The sequence below is a fragment of the Rhizobium sp. AP16 genome (assembly GCF_000281735.1).
GTDB classification, from domain to species: domain Bacteria; phylum Pseudomonadota; class Alphaproteobacteria; order Rhizobiales; family Rhizobiaceae; genus Rhizobium; species Rhizobium rhizogenes.
Genome location: NZ_AJVM01000019.1, coordinates 32,253 through 50,651, shown reverse-complemented (window position 1 = coordinate 50,651; position 18,399 = coordinate 32,253). Strand labels below are relative to the sequence as shown.

The window sequence follows — 18,399 nt, the reverse complement described above, 5'->3', positions numbered from 1 at the left end:
TCAAATTTTCACTGATTTAGCTGCACCAGGATGGCGTCTGTCCTGTCCAGCGGCGTGCGAGCCCTTCGGACACCAGCTGATCGCCGATGGAGCGGCCGGCGCGCATGGCGATGCGGAATTTGCCGCCATGTTGATCCTCGCCGCGGGCACTGCCGGAGAGTGCGAACGTGCCGTCGTTGAGAAGCGCCTGCAGGCGCAGCTTCGCGGCGGTGCCCTTTTGTTGTTCACCGGCGCAGTGGGAGGGGGCGATGTCAGGCACATCGATATCCGCCAGACGGATCCTGACCCCATTTTGCCAGAAGGTGCTGCCGTCGACGACACAGTTGGCGCCAGTCGCGCTGCCACATAGGCCGAATCGGCCGCCGTTTTCGTGGACAGGAGCGGTGGCCAGCACTGGAGCCGCGCGTTCCATTGGCAAGGATACGGGAATGGCGTTGGGCGGAACCGGCATTGTCGTGTCCGGGCGTTCCGGAACGACGACAGCCGTCCTGACCTTCGGTCTTACAGCCGGCGTCGGCGCGGCCTGTACTGCCTCTGTCACCTGCGATACATGCCGGGCGCCTGTGGCGCCGGCATTGGCCAGAAGTGTCGGCATTTCCCGGCGGTGCTCATAGGCGAAGATGCCGGCTACTGCGGCGAGGCCAACCACGCCCCATAGCCACATCGAATTGCCCGCTTTGGACTGTGGCTTTCGCCGCGTGCGTCGTTTCGCTTTTGCCATGGTGTCATCCCTCAATTGCGGGGGGATTATCGCCGTGATTTCTTACCGATCCGTTGGCTTTTCGTTTGTTGGTATCAGGCATTTGCAAATTACAATGCGCGGTCGTCAGGGGGTAATGCGATAAAACCTTCCTTGCCAAGCCCCCGGGCAGGGCGCATAGTTAGCGTGGATATGCCGGTTATAAAGCGGGCTCCGGCGAATGTATTAGCGTGCTTCCGCCCGACGGACGAGGCAGCGCAGATGTTGGAAACCTCAATCCATCCCCAGGATCTACCCCTGTTTTCGGACGATCTGGATCGTCTGGAGAAGGTGCTGGATATCGTCTGCAAGGATCGCGGCATCGATCATCGCGGCCCGGAAGCTGAGCGTCTCGGCGCGCTGATCATCCAACTTTATCGCCAGGGCGTGAAGGAAGACGCGAAGCTTGTCGCGCTTGCTCGAGCCTATCTCTGACATTTTCGTCATTTTAGCGATAACTATCTAATCGATTTAAGCGGATTTCACATAGCTGCAATGATGCATTGTGCCTATTCGAATCTCATTTGCCGCCCTATATTTGCTGCATCGCACAAATAGAGTCGCATTGCTCGATGCCGACCCCTTGGGGACGGAGTGCGGTCGCCGCCCGCCAAACAAGATCAACAACGGTGGGTGCGGATAATTTGAAAGGTCTAGGATGAATTTCAAGGTTCCGAGCCGGCTGCGCCGTTTGCTCGTCGATTCCGTCGAGTTGCCACAGCTCAAGTTCCCCGTAACGCGGCCGCGCTCGCAGCCGGCACGTCAGCGCGTATCCACGCAGCTCGTGCCGCAGAGCCTGACGGAGGTCCTGTGGTTCGGGCGCAATCCGGGTGACCTACGCATGCTCGAATATGTGCCGCCGGGCGTCGAGGGGCCGATGCCGCTTGTCGTCGTCCTGCATGGCTGTCAGCAGAATGCCGAGGATTTCGATCGTGCCAGCGGCTGGACAGCCTTGGCGCGCAAGCATGGCTTCGCTGTTCTTTATGCCGAGCAGAAGTCGTTCAACAATCCCAATCTCTGTTTCAACTGGTTCCGCCCGAGTTCGGTCACGCGCGATCGCGGCGAACTGGGTTCGATCCGCGAGATGATCGATTTCAGCCGCCGGCTGCACAAGATCGACGACAACAGGATTTTCGTCATGGGCCTTTCGGCCGGTGGCGCGATGGCGTCGGCGCTGCTTGCCACCTATCCGGACTTGTTTGCTGCCGGTGCCATCATCAGTGGCCTGCCTTTTGGTGCGGCACGCGATGCTATGTCGGCGCTGGATGTGATGAGAAGAGGCTCGGCGCGTCCGGCCGAAAAATGGGCCGAACTTGTCCGCGAAGTCTCGCCGGATGCCGTTCGGTTCCCGTCGGTCTCCATCTGGCATGGATCTGACGACGGCACCGTCTCATATGCCAATGCGGAGGCATCGGTGGCGCAGTGGCTGGCGGTGCATGAACGTCCGCAAACGAAAGGCCGGTTGCGCCTGTTCGAAGGCGGCGAGCGGCGCGAATGGCGAGGCGAGCACGGCGACGTGGTGGTGGAACTGGTAACACTCAATGATTTCGGCCACGGCCTGCCGGCTCGATCCATCGTCGCGGGCAAGGAGCCGGCTAATGATACCGAGCGCTTCATCCTGCCGGCCGCCATCTCGGCGCCGGAGCAGCTCGTTCAAAGCTGGAAGCTGGCGTAGCGCCTAGACGATCAAGCTAGATCAGTCTGCGCAAAATCGTCGCCTTTATATAGAAGGCCGCTTCCGCACGCTTTTGCGCAAGCATACGCGAAACAGTCACCAAAATTGAGATCGGCCGGATGGCCGATTGCTTTTCCGTACATCGCAGCTGCGTCCATCGCTCCGTTGCCAACGGTGTTCGTGATGGCAATTTCTGTTGCACCAATTTCAGCAATTAAGTCATCCACCAGCTTGCGAGACTCCTGCAAAATCATAGGGTCTGGTTTCGTACCCGGCCCGCTGCGCTTGTGAACGGCAGCCCGCGCAATGCCCAGCATCGCTTCGAAACGGACGAGCGGAGACACTGCACAGGCATTTTCGACATGCGCGAGCCTTTTAGCGAGCTCCTGCCAGCCGGGTTCCTGGTTGAGGATTGCGACAATGACCGATGCGTCTATGAACATCAGACGTCGTCCCACATTTCATCCGTAAATGCCTTGAAGTCGAAATCTGGATTGGGCAGGCTGAGTTTCGTAGCTTCCGCCTGAATCTTGGCAATACGATCGCGAAGCGGTACGGCGTCTCGCAGCCGATCGATTTCATGACGAAGCGCGGAACGTACCGCTTCAGTCTTGGTGCGAGCCTTGCTCAACGTCTGCAGTTCAACTGCGAGTGCGTCGATATCGTCGTCTCTTATATAGAGGGGCATCTGCATATCCCAGAATGAATATTCGAATATATTTTAACGAATATTCACTTGCGTGGCAATGTTCCGGATATCAATCGTCGTTGGTGGCATTCAGGTTTTCTGGCCGGGTGCCGCCATCCTCCGCCCAGTGCTTGAAGCGGATGCCGGCGCCGCCGTTTCCGTCGCTGCCATTGGCAAGGAACAGGACGCCATGAGCTTCGAGAACCGAGCGCACGGCGACAAGCGACTTGGCGTCCGCCGAACTGACATCCGTTTCCAGCGTTTTGATCGTTGCCAGGGGCAGCTTGCTTTCGGCCGCAAGCGCCTCCGATGTGAGGCCGAGCATGGCGCGTGCGCCGCGGAGTTGCGCTGATGTGATCATGATTGAAATTTAGCGCAAAACCTCGAAAATCGGAACTGATTTCGAATGGAATTCACCTTCAAACTGAAATGGGATGGCGATTTTCGAGCATCCTTCAGGAGGCGCTGCGCAACATGATTCTTTCCGGTCTCCTCAGCGGCGCAGGAGCGCGGTAGCCGAGCAGTTCGAAATAGATTTCCTCCGTCGCGTCGGCCATGCCGGCGAGCGTATAGCCATCCTTGCGCTGGCGGGCCTCGGCGGTGAAGTTCCGCAGCAATTTCGGGTCGGCAAAACGCCGCATCGTCATCGCCAGTTCTGAAGGGTCGTCGCTATTGGCAATGATATAGCCGTTACGGCCGGGCTCAATCACCGTGCGCGCTCCGCCGACATCGCTCAAAAGCAACGGCTTGCCGCCGGCTGCGGCCTCCAGCATGACATAGGACATGGCCTCGTAGCGGCTGGGCATGACGACGACGTCGAAGGCGTCGATGGCGGCAGCGCCGGGGATCGCATCGTCAAGATGGGCGCGGTCCTCAAGGCCGGCGGCCTTGATCATGTCCTTGACCGTGTCGGCCAGTTCGCCGACCCCGATCATCAGCAGATGCGCCCGAGGCAATTCCTTAGCGATACGGGCAAAAGCCTGAATAAGCCGTTCCGGTGCCTTCTGCCGCGTCAGTCGACCGACGAAACCGAAGAGCAGGGCGTCCTGCGGTATGCCGTAGCGTACGCGGATGGCGGCGCGTTGCCCTGATGGCGGCGCACTGACGCCATTGACGACGATGCGCAGGCGGGCCTCCGGAATACCCAGCGACCGCGCGTGATCATATTCATCGCGGGACACGCAGATCAGGCGGTCGGACAGCCGGCTGCCGAGCAGACGCTCGATGCCGCCATAGATCGTCCGGCCTTTGGAGTCGAGTGTCGGGTCCATAGTCCGAAAGGCGTGCGGTGTGTAGATGACCGGGACATGCGGCCCCGGCAGTCGCAACCGTGTCAGCGCGCCCGCCTTGGAGCTGTGGCCATGGATCAGGTGGAATGGCCCATACCGCGCAGCGATCCGGCGAATGTTCCACCACGCGGTGAGATCCCACGGCCCCGGCGCGCGCCGCATGGCGAGCGGAATGACGCTGTCGAGGCCCATGCCCTCCAGTTCGGCGACGAAGGCGGCTTCGGCACGCAGCGGCGAATAGACCGCCGTCACCGAATGGCCCCGGTGCTGCATGGCGCGGCAGAGATCGAGGAAATGGCGGCCGGAGCCGCCGCCGCTCGGTTCGAGGACTTGCAGCAACGACAGGCGTTTGACGGCGACATTGATGTTCACGGCGCCGCTTCCCTTCGGGTCAAGCCACGCTGATGATGTTGCTCCAGCGCCCCGCAGCCCCAGACGATACCGATCAGCATGTAGAGATGGCGCCAATGGTCGGTATCGATGACGTTGCCGATACCCACATGGCCGAGAATGACGATCCAGGCGATCATCACGTAAGGCTGCCAGGGCCGCTCCTTCAAAAGGTTGCGGAAGCCGATATAGATGGTCCAGCAGATCATGCTGACCCAGCAGAAGAAGCCGAGCCAGCCATAGGTGGTCAGCGTCTTCAGCCAGATATTGTGCTCGTCCTCGCGAAAGAGGGTGGAGAACACCAGCGGCCCGATACCGAGCGGCCTTTCCATCGACATCATGAAGCCGAGGCGATGCCGCTCGAAGCGGCCGAGATGTCCGCCGTCATAATCCTGCACGAGCTGCGTGCGCGTCGAGAACAGGTCGCTGACCTGATGGAATTGCAGTGCGACAATCAGCACGACGACCATGAGAACAATTGCCGTCAGCGACATCACGAGGATGCGCAACCGAAAGGCGTTGCTGCGATGCTTCAGCAACATGCAGAAGATCAGCATTACCGAGGCAAAGGCGAACAGCGCCCAGGCGGCACGCGAGAAGGAGAGAAAGATGCCGAAGGCCAGGACGATCAGGCATAGCGCCTTGATCGGCGCCTTCTTGAGATCGCCGATCAATATGCCATGCATGAGAAAGATGGTCGGTGTCACCAGATAGGGACCGAAGACGTTCGGATCCTGAAATGCGCCCATGGCGCGGTCGTAGCGCGTGAAAATCCCGAAGCCGGGGACAGCGTGGAAATAGCCGAGTATGCCAAGGCTCGCCGTGATCAGCGCGGCAACGACCCAGGTGTTGAAGATCAACTTCAGCCGTTTTTCGCTGTCCTCGATGATCGCGGCGTAGAAGACGGCGCTCAGCGCCAGGAAGGTGGAGACGGCGATATAGACCGGACCGTCGAGATGGTCGCTGGCGCCGAGATCGCGCATCTGCGTCAGCGACAGCATGCCGCCGACATTGAAGGCCAGGAAGAGAGCCAGCAGCGGCGCGGTGCTGCGCGAGATCTTCAGCCCGAGGATGAACCAGGTGCCGATGAGAAAGGCGAGCCACAGCTCATAGGGCGCGGGCTCGGCGATGACGAAACCCGACAGGAACACCCCGAAGGCGACGCAGGCCGTGCCGATCAGCCGAAGCGTGGCAAGCTGCGGCCGGTCGACGCGCGGGAAGGGGAGATCGATCGCGGTCAATAGGCGTTTTCCGTGTTCAGAAGACGGAAGGGCGTCAGGAACAGGATCTTCAGATCGAAGAACAGCGACCAGTTCTCGATGTAATAGAGGTCATAGGCCGTGCGGAACTTGATCTTGTCGTCGCTGTCGATCTCGCCGCGCCAGCCGTTGATCTGCGCCCAGCCGGTGACGCCGGGCTTGACGCGATGGCGGGCGAAATAACCCTCGACCACATCGGCATAGGTGCGGTTATGGCTCGCCGCCAGCACGGCATGCGGACGCGGGCCGACGAGCGACAGGTTGCCGAGCAGCACATTGAAGAGCTGCGGCAGCTCATCGACCGAGGTCTTGCGGATGAAGCGGCCGACCGGCGTGACGCGGGGGTCGTTCTTGGTGACGGCGTTGCGGGCCGTCGGGTCGCTCATATGCGTGTACATCGAGCGGAACTTGAGGACCTTGATGATCTCGTTGTTGAAGCCGTGACGCTTCTGCATGAAGAAGACCGGCCCCTTCGAGGTCGTCTTCACCGCGATCGCTGCGGCAAGCATGACCGGCCAGAGCAGGGACAGCGCGAGCAGGCTGAAGAAGACATCGAAGATGCGCTTGGCGACGCCATCCCAATCGCGGATCGGCTTGTTGAAGATGTCGAGCATCGGCACCGCGCCGACATGCGAATAGGCGCGCGGGCGGAAGCGCAGCTTGTTGGCATGCGCCGCCAGGCGGATATCGGCGGGCAGCACCCAGAGCATCTTCAGGAGCTGCAGAATACGGTCTTCGGCGCTCATCGGCAGCGCGATGATCAGCATGTCGACCCGGGTCAGCCGGGCAAATTCGACCAGCTCGGGGACAGTGCCGAGTTTCGGATAGCCGGCCACCATCACCGGCGACCGCTTCTCGCCACGATCGTCGAAGATGCCGCAGATGCGGATATCGTTATCGGGTTGATGCTCGAGCGCGCGGATCAGTTCCTTGGCCGGCTCGCCGCCGCCGACGATGACGGCGCGCCGCTCCATGATGCCGTTGCGAGCCCAGTGGCGGATGCCATAGGCGAACATCAGGCGCGCGCCGACAAGGAAAATCGCGCCGGCGACAAACCAGGTGGTGAGAAGGCGGACAGAATAGACGCCATCGACATGGAACGGCACGAGGGCAATGGCGACCACCGCGAACGCCGCCACCCATGGCAGCAGGATGCGCTGCAGGAAGCGGTGCGGCAGGCGTAGCATCGGGATTTGATAGGCGTCAGCCACCTGCAGAAAGATGATGGTGAGCGTGCTGAGCGAGATCGTTACCGTTGTCTTCGCCAGAAAGGAATGATCGCCCGGTGCTGTCAGGAAGAAGAGAACCGCAAGTCCGACGACGAGCAGCCACAGGAATTCGAAGAGCCGATACTGGCCGATGATGATCGCCGGTGTCTGGTTGCCTTCGCGAAATTGCTCGGCGATCTGGCGGGCATAGGCATTGATGTCGCCGGACAGATTCTCGCCGCCCTTTTCCTCGGCGCTGCGGGCGCGGATTTCCGAAACCTGCTTGCGAATATGGTCCAAGTCAAATTGCTTGGACTTCTCGATGGGGTTCATGGCAATTCATCCGATCGTTACCGGATATCGCCTAGCAGGTATGAGCTAAGAAACGCTTACAACACTCGCTTGTATTCTAACGTTCGGCGCCTGGCTCAAGTATATTGTAATATAGGTTGACAGTATCCCTTGCCATGATCGAGGCTGAAAACGCCGAGCGGATTGTGCCGATATCGGGCATGATGCGGCGAGCCCAGTCCGGTTCGGTGATGGCCTCGGCCATCACGCGCGAAAGATCGTCTGTATCGTCGGGAACCACGAGCGCCGCGCTATCCTCACCAAGTGCTTCGGGAATACCGCCGACGCGCGAGGCGATCACGGTTTTCTCCGCCGCAAGCGCCTCCAGCACGATATAGGGCATGGCTTCGGCGCGCGAGGGGACGACGACGGCCTGCGACAGGGCAAAGGCGTCCTGCACGCGCATGGCAGGCAACAGGCCGATGCGCTGGCCGAGACCGCGCTCGATCATCATCGTCCGGTATTTGTCCCTGTCCGGCCCGTCACCGATCATCAGCGCGGAGAGGGGGCGTCCGATCCGCCGTTCGGTCTTGGCGAAGGCCTCCACAAACAGATCGGGACCTTTGAGGTCCCGCAGCATGCCGATATAGACGAAATGGACCGCGTCCGATCGCGTGGGGACGGTCCTGAAGTCACTATCGCTGATGCCGTTATAAATCAGGGCGGTGCGCGTCCGCGGCTTGCCGATCTTGTGCTCGTAACTTCGGCGTTCGAAATCGCAGATGAAGATCAGCCCGTCGGTCAGGAATTCCAGCAGCCGCTCCAGGCTATGGACCAGAATGCCCTGCGGCGAGGTGCGCGAGAAATGCAGGCTGCCGCCATGCGCTGTGTAGACGCGGGCTACGCGATACTTCTTCACCCGCAAGACTGAGCCGATGATGCGTGCAAGCAGGCCGCCCTTGGCGCCATGCCCATGCAGCACATCCGGCCGCAAACTTTTGATTGTCTTATAGCTTTTCCAGAGCGTCGTAATATCCGACAGGCTGATGTGACGCCGGATCGGTAGGCGCGTCACGCCAAGCGCAAGAAAGGGCTGGACATCGTCGAACAACCGGTCCTCATGCGCCCCGCCGGTCAGGCTGTCGCAGAGAATGCCGACTTGATGTCCCGCCTTGCTCTGTTCCTCCGCCAGATCGCGGATATGGCGGAAGACCCCGCCGACCGGTGACCTGAAGCAATGGAGGATGCGGAGCGGTTTTGTCATGATCGTGAACGGTCAGAACAGCCGTTCGCGGACATAGATCGTATCGCCCGCCAGCACCGGATCCGAGATGCCGACCCGACCTGTCATGACATGACCGTTGATCTTGCGGGTCACGTCGGCATTGGCCTGGTTGGCGCGACTGCTGAAGCCGCCGGCAACCGCGATGGCGTTCTGGATCGTCATGCCTGGGACGTAGGAATACTGGCCGGGCTGGCCGACTTCGCCCATGATGTAGACCGAGCGGTAGCGGTCGATGTCGATGGTGACATCGGGGTCGCGGATGTAGCCCTGGCGAAGTTTCTGGGCGATCTGGCCGGAAAGCTGCTGCAGCGTGCGGCCGCGGGCAGGGACCTGGCCGATCAGCGGGAAGGAGATGTAGCCGGCCTGGTCGACCGTATAGGTGTTGGTCAGGCCTTCCTGATCGAAGACGGTCACGCGCAGGCGATCGCCGCTATCCAGCATATAGGGCTGGATCGTCGCTTCACTGAAGGCTTTCGGCGCAGGCTGATAGGTGTTGCAGCCGCTGAGCGCGGCGCTCACGGCTGCCATGCCGAGTGCCAGGACAATCTTTGGCTTTGCGAAGGACATTTCGCGCTCACGGACGAGGAAAATCACTGTCGTCGTTATCGATCCGTTAGGGTTAACGGTCGGTAAAGAGCGAAGAAAAATTCATGTCATTCATTAGAGGTGTCGAAAATAATACTCGAAAATACTATTAACGCTTGGGTTACTATAGTCGTTTACATTTAATCTTGGCTTTATATTATGGAGTTCTTGTATATGCCCGGCATCAACAGCAGCCAGCAGGATGTTGATATTGATCTGGCGCTGCTCTTTCGCGCTGTATGGCAGCGACGGCTGCGGGTCATCGCCATCACGCTCGCCGGCGCTTGCCTGGCGTTTGCCGTCGCCAAGGTCGTTTCCCCGGAATATCGCAGCGAAACCCGCATTCTGATCGAGCAGCGCGCGCCGGCATTCGCGACGACGACTCAGAACAATGACGCCGGCTCGGCTCCCTTGCTGGACGAGCTCAATATCGCCAGCCAGGTGCAGATCCTGCAGTCGGCCGATCTCGTCAAGCAGGTGATCACCAAACTGAAGCTCTATGAGCACCCGGAATTCGATGCGGCGACAAGAAGCTCCGCCTTCTCCGACATTCTGGTCATGCTGCACCTCAAGAAGAGCTCGCTCGACAAGGCGCCGGAAGAGCGGATGCTCGATGCTTTTACCAACCGGTTGCAGGTCTATCAGATCAACAGTTCCCGCGTCATCGGTGTCAGCTTCACCTCCCGCGATCCGGATCTGGCGGCCAGCGTTCCCAACGCCATGGCGCAGATCTATTTGTCGATGCAGAGCGGCGCCAAGCTCGATTCCAACAGCGAGGCGACGCGCTGGCTGGAGCCGGAGATCACCAATCTGCGCGAGAAGGTCAGCGAGGCCGAAAAGAAGGTCGCTGATTACCGCTCCGCCAACGGCCTCCTGCAGACCAGCGACACCAATACGTTCGCGACGCAGCAGCTTGCCGATATTTCCGGTCAATTGGCGCAGGTGCGCGGCGAAAGGGCCAATGCCGAGGCACGCGCCCAGGCCGTGCGCGGCGCGCTCGCCTCCGGCCGTTCCATCGATACGCTGACCGATGTCTCGGGCTCGCTGACTATCCAGCGGCTGAAGGCAACGGAGTCCGGCCTGGAATCGCAGATCTCGGATCTGTCCACCAGCTTGATGGAAGGGCACCCCCGGTTGAAGAGCCTGCGTGCCCAGCTGACCGATATCCGTCAGCAGATCGACCGCGAGACCCAGAAGATCCTTGCCAGCATCGAGAACGAAGCCAAGGTCGCGCAGCTGCGCGAACAGCAGCTCGTGGCGCAGTCGAACACATTGAAGGCCGATAGCGCCCGGGCAGGGCAGGATGAAGTCGGCCTCAACGCGCTGGTACGTGAAGCGACCGCGCAACGGCAATTGCTGGAAACCTATCTTGCCCGCTATCGGGAGGCCGCCTCCCGCGTCAACAAGAATTCAAGTCCGGCGGATGCCCGCGTTGTCTCCCAGGCCGTCGAGCCGGTCGATCCTTATTTTCCGAAGGTTGGGCCAATCGTCGTCGTCGCCGCACTCGCCTCCTTTCTCCTGACCTGCATCGTCATCATGCTGATGGAGCTCTTCAGTGGCCGCGCCCTGCGTCCGGTCGGCCCGGCTGAGCGCGAGACCGCTGCTCGTCCGCTAACCGCGGCCAACGTGCATCAGGGGCCTGTGCCTGCAAGCATGCTTTCCGTCGCCGTCGATCCGGTATTGGCGCGCGAGATGGAAGAGGCGGTCGATCTTGGACATATGCCGCAAGAGGCAGCGGAAGACGAGGAGGATTTCTCCATCCAGTCGGTCGCCGATTATCTGATCGGACGCGACTCTCGCCTTGCTATCTCCATATCTCCGACCGGCGACAATGGTTCCACGGCAACCGTGATGCTGGCCCGCACCATTGCCGATGCCGGATGCCGCATCGTGCTGGTCGATATGACGGGAACCGGCTGCCCGTCGCGGCTGATGGCCGAATCCGACGATCTTTCAGGGGTGACGGATCTACTCTGCGGAGAGGCCGCTTTTGCCGACACCATTCACCCGGATCGCCTGTCCGACGCGCATCTTGTGCCGCAGGGCACCAGTGACGTCGGTCGCGCGATGCGCGGCGCCGACCGTCTGTCGCTCATCCTCGATGCGCTCGGTTCGGCCTATGATATTGTTCTGGTCGAATGCGGTGCCGCCGACGTCTCCGGCGTCGCGCGTCTGACACGCAGCAAGGATACGGAAATCCTGCTCTCCATGCCGGAGCCCGACGAAGACCAGTTCATGGCGGCGATGACGGAGTTCCAGAAGGCTGGCTATGAGCACATCATCCTGATGTCCGGCTGGCGTGCCGAGCGTGGCGCCGACGCTCGTCAGTATGCGGCCTAATCAATCCTTGTCGGTTTCTTCCGTCGAAGGGGTGTTGACGCGTTGCCGCGCGCGCCGTCGCTGGATCAGGCCATAGAGTTGCGGACTGGCCTTGATGGCTGCTTTGGCGCGGGTCATGCCTCTTTGTGCGAAAGCAGCGACATGGCCGACCGCGGAGATCGGCAGGATCAGGTCGTGCTGCACGGTCTCCATGGGACACCACGAGCGCTTGTAGCCCTGGTCGCCGATGCCGAAGTCGAAGAGGGCAACATCCTCGCGATGCAACCGCTCGATCATCAGCCAGAACAGCAGTTCGCCGGGGCTCGCCTCCGGAACCAGCGTCTCATCGATCGAGGCGAACTGGCAGATGACGTGATCGCCCTTCCGCGATAGTGCGGCGATCGCCGGGATATGCCCCTCATGCTCGCCCTTAAGCCGTAGCGCGTGCATCTCCAGCGTGGAATGGGATTCTTCGCCGTCCCGATGCAACAGCAGCCGGTGCAGGGCGGTTCGGGTCGGCGCATCCTGGAATACATCCGGCAGGCCCGCAGTCTTGAAGCGGACCGCTTTCTGCCGGAAGAACAGATCGAGCAGCGCGTCTTGCTGATCAGGCCCCGCGATCACATGCTCATAGCCACCCTTGTCATCGAGGATGCGGCTCTGGTGCTTGAATTTCTTGCGCCGCCGCTTTGCATTCACCTGCCTCAGGGTCGCTTCGAAGGAGCCGAGGAAAGGCAGTTGAAAGGCGTGGTTCTGGTTCTCGACGGCCGGCAGCGAGGCGAGGGGACTTGTGCGACCGCGCCAGGCGAGCGGCACATTGCGCAGCAGCATCAGATCGGCCTTGCCTCGCAACGCCCGCGCGATCTCAGCCCGCTGCAACGCTGTCAGGCCATTGCCGGCGGTTTCCAGAAACTCTGCGGAAAACAGGCCGGTATTGATATTGCTGTGGCGCGCGCCGATGAATTCGGCGCGGCGCACGCCCTTGGAACGAATGATCTCCAGCGGCAGGATAAAGGCGGTGCGCCCATTGACGGAGCCGTGGACGATTGCCAGCGGATGCCCTGAGGTTTCGGCCCAGGCGATGCACCAGTCATAGCTCTGGTGAAGCGATGCGAGATCGTCTCGCCCCAGCGTGCGCCATTCTGTCTCCAGCGGCGCCATGCTGTCGAAAATCTCGATGTCGATGCTGCGACCAGCTGTCGATAGCACGGCAGCGGACACAATATCCCTGTGCGCCGCATTCGTAGCGGGCATGTCAGCGATATCGAGCTTCTGTCTCTGCACCTGATGTCTCCGATCGGACGGCATTCCGGTGCAGTCTTCGCTCAGGCGGCTTATTTTTGATTTAAGGTAGGGTCATGCGAAAGACTTCCCGCTCATCACGGTTATCCCCACGTTAATCCGCGAGCGTTTGGGTGCGCCTCTATCGGGCGCGAGGCCCCGCCATCCACTTGATGATCCCCATCGCCGGCAGTACCCAGATGATGCCGCTCACGAAGAAATAGAGGAAATGGACCCAGCCGGGTTGATCGGCCAGCGTGCGTACCGCCACGATCATCGCCACGATCGCATAGATCACCACCAGCAGGACGAGCAAAATCATCCCTACAAATTTGCGCAGGCGAAGGGGCACGGGTTGGTCTCTCCTCTTACGACGGCATACCGCGACGGCATGCCGCAAACTCCCGGGACTTGTTTTGCACGCCCCCATCAGGCAAATCAACAGGCGCATGAAGGGAGATACTATGGCTGTCGCAAATTTGACGTCGGAACAGGCTGTTTTGAACGAAGTGGCCCGCCAGGACCGCAATCGCCGCGCTATCCGCATCTGGCTCGGTTGCGTGCTTCTGGCGCTTTTTGCCCTCGTGCTGGTTGGCGGCGCGACGCGCCTCACCGAATCCGGCCTGTCGATTACGCAGTGGCAGCCGATCCATGGTGTCATCCCGCCGCTCAATGCACAGGAATGGCAGGAGGAGTTCGACCTTTACAAGCGCATTCCGCAGTTCCAGCTGTTGAACAAGGATATGACGGTCGACGAATTCAAGGGCATCTTCTGGTGGGAGTGGGCACATCGCTTCCTTGCCCGCGCCATGGGCGTCATCTTCGGCGTGCCGCTGCTGTTCTTCGTGCTCACCGGCCGCGTCGAGCGCAAGCTATGGCTGCCGCTTGGCGGTATTTTCCTGCTTGGCGGGCTGCAGGGCGCGATCGGCTGGTGGATGGTCTCGTCCGGCCTGCAAGCGCGGACCGACGTCAGCCAGTATCGCCTCGCCACCCATCTCGTCACCGCCTGTCTGATCTTTGCCTCCTGCATGTGGTTCATGCGCGCGCTGTCGCCGCATTCGAACGAGCCGGCCCCGACGCGTTACTCGGCGAAACTCGCCGGCCTTATTGCCTTCATGTCGCTGTTCCAGATCTATCTCGGCGCGCTGGTTGCCGGCCTCGATGCGGGCATGTCCTACAATACCTGGCCGTTGATGGACGGTGCGGTGGTGCCGGGCGGATTGTTCGTGCAGTCGCCGGGCTGGATCAATTTCTTCGAGAACCCGAAGATGGTGCAATATGTCCATCGACTCGGCGCTTATGCGCTCTTCGCCGTCGTCGCGGTCAATATGATCATCTCGCTGCGCGCGGCGGCGGAGACGACCCATGCCCGCCGCTCGGTCGTGCTGTTCGTGCTGGTGCTGATCCAGGCGATCCTGGGCATTACGACGCTGCTCCTGCAGGTGCCGCTGCATCTGGCACTGACCCACCAGGCCGGCGCGCTGATCGTCTTCGGCTTTGCCATCGCCAACTGGCGCGGTTTTTACGGAGAATATCCGCGCCAGACGGTCATTGCCGTGAGGGACTGAGGCGGATGATCGCCTCGCCCTCCTGTTCGCAAAGCTTCAGCGTGACGCAATATTGCTGGGCGCCGACGACAGACGCGCCACCACCTGTATACGTTTGAATTCGCCGCGCTTGAACGCAGCCAGGAAGCGGGCGTAATCCTTAAAGACCACGCAACCGTTCGATTCGCCGCGGCCTCCTCTGAGCATGTATGAGTGAGTGAGCAAGCCGTCGCGGCCATAGACGCGGGCACCGTTCGCGGGTGTCAGGCGCAGCGCCTGCACGCCATGGAACAGACTTTCCCTATATGTCAGGTTATAAGTTTCAGGCGGCGTCGGGCCGGTGTTTTTGCGGTCGACATAGCGGGGATTGTCACGCATGTGGCCGAGGCCCGAATGCGCCTCTAGGCGTTCGCCGCTCGGCAGATAGACGGTTCCGGCCGAGATATCGTAGATGGCGGTGCCGTTGCCGCCGCGCGGGCTGATCGCGGCAAAGGGATTGAGGAACCGCTTCGGCCGGGTCTCATCGTCGTCCGTCCTGGCGTAAGCCGTCAGATGCGCGGGCGGCGCCACGGGAACGGTGTCGTCGCTGCGGGACCTGGCGGGCGCAGCTGAGGCGACAACGGGCGCCGTTTCCACCACATGCTCCGGGCGGGCAAGCGGTATCACGCTCGGCAGGTTCGCGGCGACCGGCAAGGTCTCCGCGGCAGGCAGGTCGGTGTCCTTTGCAGGCAGCGGCACGGCATCAACCACGGCCGGCGCGCCGGCAAGGGGAGCGGCGGAGGCGATTTCAACCGGCTGCGGAGCGGCGTTTGCCGGAGCAACCGTCGGCAAGGATGCGGCGGCATATCTGACCTGCATCAGCGATTGCATGGTGTTGGCGAAGTTGAGGGCGATCACCTTGCGCAGATGGTCAATCGCGGCGGGTGAGGCGTGCATGACCGGACGGTTGCCCTTGATGATCGAGGCCGAAGCTTGCGCCAGTCGAAACTCGGAGGCCTGTTGCGCAAGGGCGCTTGCAAGCTGCGCCCGCATCGCATCGGCGGCGGTTGCCTTGGGCTGAACGACGACGTCTCTTGTCGCCGTGTATCCGGCCCCGCCGATCGGCGCGTCGGCCGGCACGCTGCTTGTGCGGCTTTGCTGGTTCACGGGCAAGGTCTGGCTCGCCAGCCGGGTCGGGCGCGTCAGATGGCTCTGCGGCACGATGAAGGCGGACGCCCTCGGCGTGAACGAATCTATCGCCGACATACCCGCGCCGGGCAGGGACAGGACCATCGATTGCGTGGTGATCAGGGTTGCGGCCACCCAGGCGAAAGCCACGACCGAAACGCCGGTGATAACTGTGCCGGGACTGATCCCGGAGGATTTTTTCCGGCGCAAAGCGGACCCGGAACGGGGATTGATGTTACCGAACGTCTCGGTCGCAAACGCCATGATACTCTTGATCCAAACTAAATACGCACCACACCGGCTCACAAAAGGGCCTATGCCGCGACGCGAAATCTGCGTCCGGACGTCACTTTGCCGGTTATCGGAAAGCATGCCGAATTATGGTAACCAATTCCTTTACGCTGGCGCGATCTTGAAAATTGCCTGACGAGCAGTGCCCATACCGCTGCGTCCCCGGAGCGGCTGATGCAGGCCGTAGGGAATGAATGTGGCGCAATTATCACAGGCAACACATTTTTTGCTTTGGTGGTGAATTTGCATGTGACAGGACAGCGCACTTGTCCACAAGGCAATCGTCAAATGCATTCGGCGGCCGGAATGAAATCCCGACCGCCGAAGATTGGAAGTGCCGCTGAGAGTCTTAGGCGCTTAGCATCAGGTCCATATTCTGGACAGCAGCGCCGGAAGCGCCCTTGCCGAGATTGTCGAGCAGGGCGACGAGATTGACCTGGGAGGTGCCGGGCGTGCCGAACACGAACAGCTTCATCGTGTCCTTACCAGCCAGCTCGACCGCATTGATGCGCGGCAGGGCGCGGCTCTCGGCAAGCGAGACGACCTGTACGACGTCCTGGCCGGCAAAGTGGCCAACAAGAGCGGCATGGATGCTTTCCATCGTCGCGCCTTCTGCAAGGTTATCGAGATGTAACGGCACCTGCACGATCATGCCCTGCGCGAACTTGCCGACCGAGGGGGAGAAGATCGGCGCGCGGTCGAGCAGCCCATGCGTGGTCATTTCCGGCACATGCTTGTGGGTCAGCGGCAGGCCATAGAGGAAATGCGGCGCGGTGATTGCGTCGGGATGATCGGCATTTTCCATCTGCGCGATCATCTGCTTGCCGCCGCCGGTGTAGCCGGAAACGGCATTGACGGTCACCGGATAGCCGTCCGGCAGGATGCCGGCGGCCCGCAGCGGCCGAATGAGGGCGACGGCGCCGGTTGGATAGCAGCCGGGATTGGCGACGAAACGCGCGCTCGTGATCTTGCCGCCCTGATCCTTGTCCATTTCGGCAAAGCCATAGGCCCAGTCCGGATGCACGCGGAAGGCAGTCGACGTGTCGATGACGCGGACATTGTTGTTGGCCGAGACCATCTTCACCGCTTCCTTCGACGCATCGTCGGGCAGGCAGAGAATGGCGATGTCGGCGCTATTCAGCATGTCTTCGCGCATGGCGGCATTGCGCCGTTCTGCTTCCGGAATGGACAGAAGCTCGACGTCGCGGCGGTCGGCCATGCGCGTGCGAATCTGCAAGCCCGTGGTTCCGTGTTCGCCATCGATGAAGATCTTCGGTGCCATGTTCTTTATTCCTGCTCTTTCAATAGGTTCAGAATGTTTCCGGACTCAGTTTGCCATGAAGTTGATTCAAAATGATAACAGCTGGTCTCAGCCTCCAGCCGCACGCCTTTCGGCGTGGAGACCGAGCATATACATCGCCACCGTCGCCCCTGCAATGGCGGTGATGTCGGCATGGTCGTAGGCCGGTGATACCTCAACGACATCGGCGCCCCTGATATCGAGCTGATGCAGCCGCTGCAGCGTCGAGAGGATCTTCGCGCTCGACGGACCGCCGGCCACCGGCGTCCCCGTACCCGGCGCATGGGCCGGATCGAGGCAGTCGATATCGAAAGTCAGATAGGTCGGCGCACCCTTGGTATGGGAGATGATAGCAGAGGCGATATCAGCGGCGCTCATATCCTCGACCTCATGGCCGTAGAGAACCCGGATGCCATAATCCTCCGGCGCATGGGTGCGGATGCCGATCTGGATGGAGCGGCCGGGATCGATCAGTCCGTCGCGGGCGGCGCGGGCGACGAAAGAGCCGTGGTCGATGCGCCTGCCGTCATCGAACCAGGTGTCCTGATGCGCGTCGAACTGCACCAGCGCCAGAGGCCCGTGCTTGGCGGCATGGGCTTTGAGGAGGGGCCAGGTGACAAAATGATCACCGCCAAGCGTCAGCAGGAAGGCGCCGCTGTCGAGGATGGCATTCGCCTGGTCTTCGATCGCGGCCGATGTTTCCTGGTGATTGCCGTAATCGAGCAGGCAATCGCCATAGTCGATCACGGACATCTCGGCGAAGAGATCGCGGTTGAAGGGATATTGCGGATCATTGTCGAAGATTGCCGAGGCGCGGCGGATTGCCTGCGGCCCGAAGCGTGTTCCCGGCCGGTTGGATGTGGCCGCGTCGAAAGGAATGCCCCAGACGACGGCATCGGCGCCTTCGAGCGATTTGGTGAAGCGGCGGCGCATGAAGGAGAGCGCGCCGGCAAAGGTCGGGTCGCTGGCCGCCGATGTCAGGCTGGTCGCTGTAAAGGCATGGTCGATCGACGTGCTCGGCACGGAGTTCTCCTACGTTTATGCTGAAAGCACAGGCTGGCTCGATGCGCGCAAGCATGCATGCC

General features: G+C 61.1%; 18 protein-coding genes. 4 read left to right on the top strand and 14 right to left on the bottom strand.

Annotated features, from left to right (window positions below):
- Positions 1-16: 16 nt before the first annotated feature.
- Positions 17-721, bottom strand: coding sequence for a thermonuclease family protein (locus PMI03_RS10530; RefSeq protein ID WP_007692762.1), 705 nt, complete (start codon positions 719-721; stop codon positions 17-19).
- A gap of 240 nt (positions 722-961) precedes the next feature.
- On the opposite strand from PMI03_RS10530, the gene PMI03_RS10525 reads away from it, so the two are divergent.
- Together PMI03_RS10525 and PMI03_RS10520 are read left to right on the top strand one after the other, a co-directional pair.
- The gene (locus PMI03_RS10525) at positions 962-1,174 is read left to right on the top strand and encodes a hypothetical protein (RefSeq protein ID WP_007692759.1); all 213 of its coding nucleotides are present in this window, start codon (positions 962-964) and stop codon (positions 1,172-1,174) included.
- A gap of 223 nt (positions 1,175-1,397) precedes the next feature.
- Positions 1,398-2,414, top strand: a complete 1,017-nt coding sequence (locus PMI03_RS10520) for a PHB depolymerase family esterase (RefSeq protein ID WP_007692758.1) — start codon at positions 1,398-1,400, stop codon at positions 2,412-2,414.
- An 11-nt stretch (positions 2,415-2,425) separates the two neighbouring features.
- On the opposite strand, the gene PMI03_RS10515 is transcribed toward PMI03_RS10520, so the two are convergent.
- The 8 genes from PMI03_RS10515 to PMI03_RS10480 all read right to left on the bottom strand — a co-directional run bounded on the left by PMI03_RS10515 (position 2,426) and on the right by PMI03_RS10480 (position 9,391).
- Positions 2,426-2,857 (bottom strand): type II toxin-antitoxin system VapC family toxin, encoded by a 432-nt coding sequence (locus PMI03_RS10515; RefSeq protein ID WP_007692755.1) that lies wholly within the window; start codon positions 2,855-2,857, stop codon positions 2,426-2,428.
- Positions 2,857-3,102, bottom strand: coding sequence for a type II toxin-antitoxin system VapB family antitoxin (locus PMI03_RS10510; RefSeq protein ID WP_007692751.1), 246 nt, complete (start codon positions 3,100-3,102; stop codon positions 2,857-2,859). The genes PMI03_RS10515 and PMI03_RS10510 overlap by 1 nt, the downstream gene beginning before the upstream one ends.
- 70 nt (positions 3,103-3,172) lie before the next feature.
- A complete protein-coding gene (locus tag PMI03_RS10505; RefSeq protein ID WP_012651218.1) occupies positions 3,173-3,463 on the bottom strand; it encodes a DNA-binding protein in 291 nt (96 codons plus the stop codon).
- A 94-nt stretch (positions 3,464-3,557) separates the two neighbouring features.
- Positions 3,558-4,763 carry a glycosyltransferase family 4 protein gene (locus tag PMI03_RS10500; protein WP_007692749.1) on the bottom strand — a complete coding sequence of 402 codons (1,206 nt, stop codon included), beginning with the start codon at positions 4,761-4,763 and terminating at the stop codon, positions 3,558-3,560.
- Entirely contained in the window at positions 4,760-6,022 is a 1,263-nt protein-coding gene (locus tag PMI03_RS10495) for an O-antigen ligase (protein ID WP_007692748.1), read from the bottom strand. Before PMI03_RS10495 ends, PMI03_RS10500 begins: the two co-directional genes overlap by 4 nt.
- Entirely contained in the window at positions 6,019-7,581 is a 1,563-nt protein-coding gene (locus PMI03_RS10490) for an undecaprenyl-phosphate glucose phosphotransferase (protein ID WP_007692746.1), read from the bottom strand. The genes PMI03_RS10495 and PMI03_RS10490 overlap by 4 nt, the downstream gene beginning before the upstream one ends.
- A 76-nt stretch (positions 7,582-7,657) precedes the next feature.
- Positions 7,658-8,803 carry a glycosyltransferase family 4 protein gene (locus PMI03_RS10485; protein ID WP_007692745.1) on the bottom strand — a complete coding sequence of 382 codons (1,146 nt, stop codon included), beginning with the start codon at positions 8,801-8,803 and terminating at the stop codon, positions 7,658-7,660.
- A 12-nt stretch (positions 8,804-8,815) separates the two neighbouring features.
- The gene (locus PMI03_RS10480; protein WP_007692743.1) at positions 8,816-9,391 is read right to left on the bottom strand and encodes a polysaccharide biosynthesis/export family protein; all 576 of its coding nucleotides are present in this window, start codon (positions 9,389-9,391) and stop codon (positions 8,816-8,818) included.
- Between the two features lie 192 nt (positions 9,392-9,583).
- On the opposite strand from PMI03_RS10480, the gene PMI03_RS10475 reads away from it, so the two are divergent.
- Positions 9,584-11,749 (top strand): GumC family protein, encoded by a 2,166-nt coding sequence (locus tag PMI03_RS10475; RefSeq protein WP_007692741.1) that lies wholly within the window; start codon positions 9,584-9,586, stop codon positions 11,747-11,749.
- Here PMI03_RS10475 and PMI03_RS10470 read toward each other — a convergent pair whose 3' ends face one another.
- Positions 11,750-13,012, bottom strand: a complete 1,263-nt coding sequence (locus PMI03_RS10470; RefSeq protein ID WP_007692739.1) for a GNAT family N-acetyltransferase — start codon at positions 13,010-13,012, stop codon at positions 11,750-11,752.
- 139 nt (positions 13,013-13,151) lie between these two features.
- A complete protein-coding gene (locus PMI03_RS10465) occupies positions 13,152-13,361 on the bottom strand; it encodes a DUF2842 domain-containing protein (protein ID WP_007692738.1) in 210 nt (69 codons plus the stop codon).
- 112 nt (positions 13,362-13,473) lie between these two features.
- Between PMI03_RS10465 and PMI03_RS10460 the strand changes: the two genes are divergently transcribed.
- On the top strand, positions 13,474-14,577 hold the full coding sequence (locus PMI03_RS10460; protein ID WP_007692736.1) for a COX15/CtaA family protein: 1,104 nt from the start codon (positions 13,474-13,476) through the stop codon (positions 14,575-14,577).
- A gap of 36 nt (positions 14,578-14,613) precedes the next feature.
- On the opposite strand, the gene PMI03_RS10455 is transcribed toward PMI03_RS10460, so the two are convergent.
- From PMI03_RS10455 to speB, 3 genes are all read right to left on the bottom strand, one after another.
- Positions 14,614-15,987: a tlde1 domain-containing protein gene (locus PMI03_RS10455; RefSeq protein WP_007692734.1), complete on the bottom strand. Its 1,374-nt coding sequence runs from the start codon at positions 15,985-15,987 to the stop codon at positions 14,614-14,616.
- 376 nt (positions 15,988-16,363) lie between these two features.
- Positions 16,364-17,296: an N-acetyl-gamma-glutamyl-phosphate reductase gene (argC, locus tag PMI03_RS10450; RefSeq protein WP_007692732.1), complete on the bottom strand. Its 933-nt coding sequence runs from the start codon at positions 17,294-17,296 to the stop codon at positions 16,364-16,366.
- Between the two features lie 87 nt (positions 17,297-17,383).
- The gene (speB, locus tag PMI03_RS10445) at positions 17,384-18,337 is read right to left on the bottom strand and encodes an agmatinase (RefSeq protein ID WP_007692730.1); all 954 of its coding nucleotides are present in this window, start codon (positions 18,335-18,337) and stop codon (positions 17,384-17,386) included.
- Positions 18,338-18,399 lie beyond the last annotated feature (62 nt).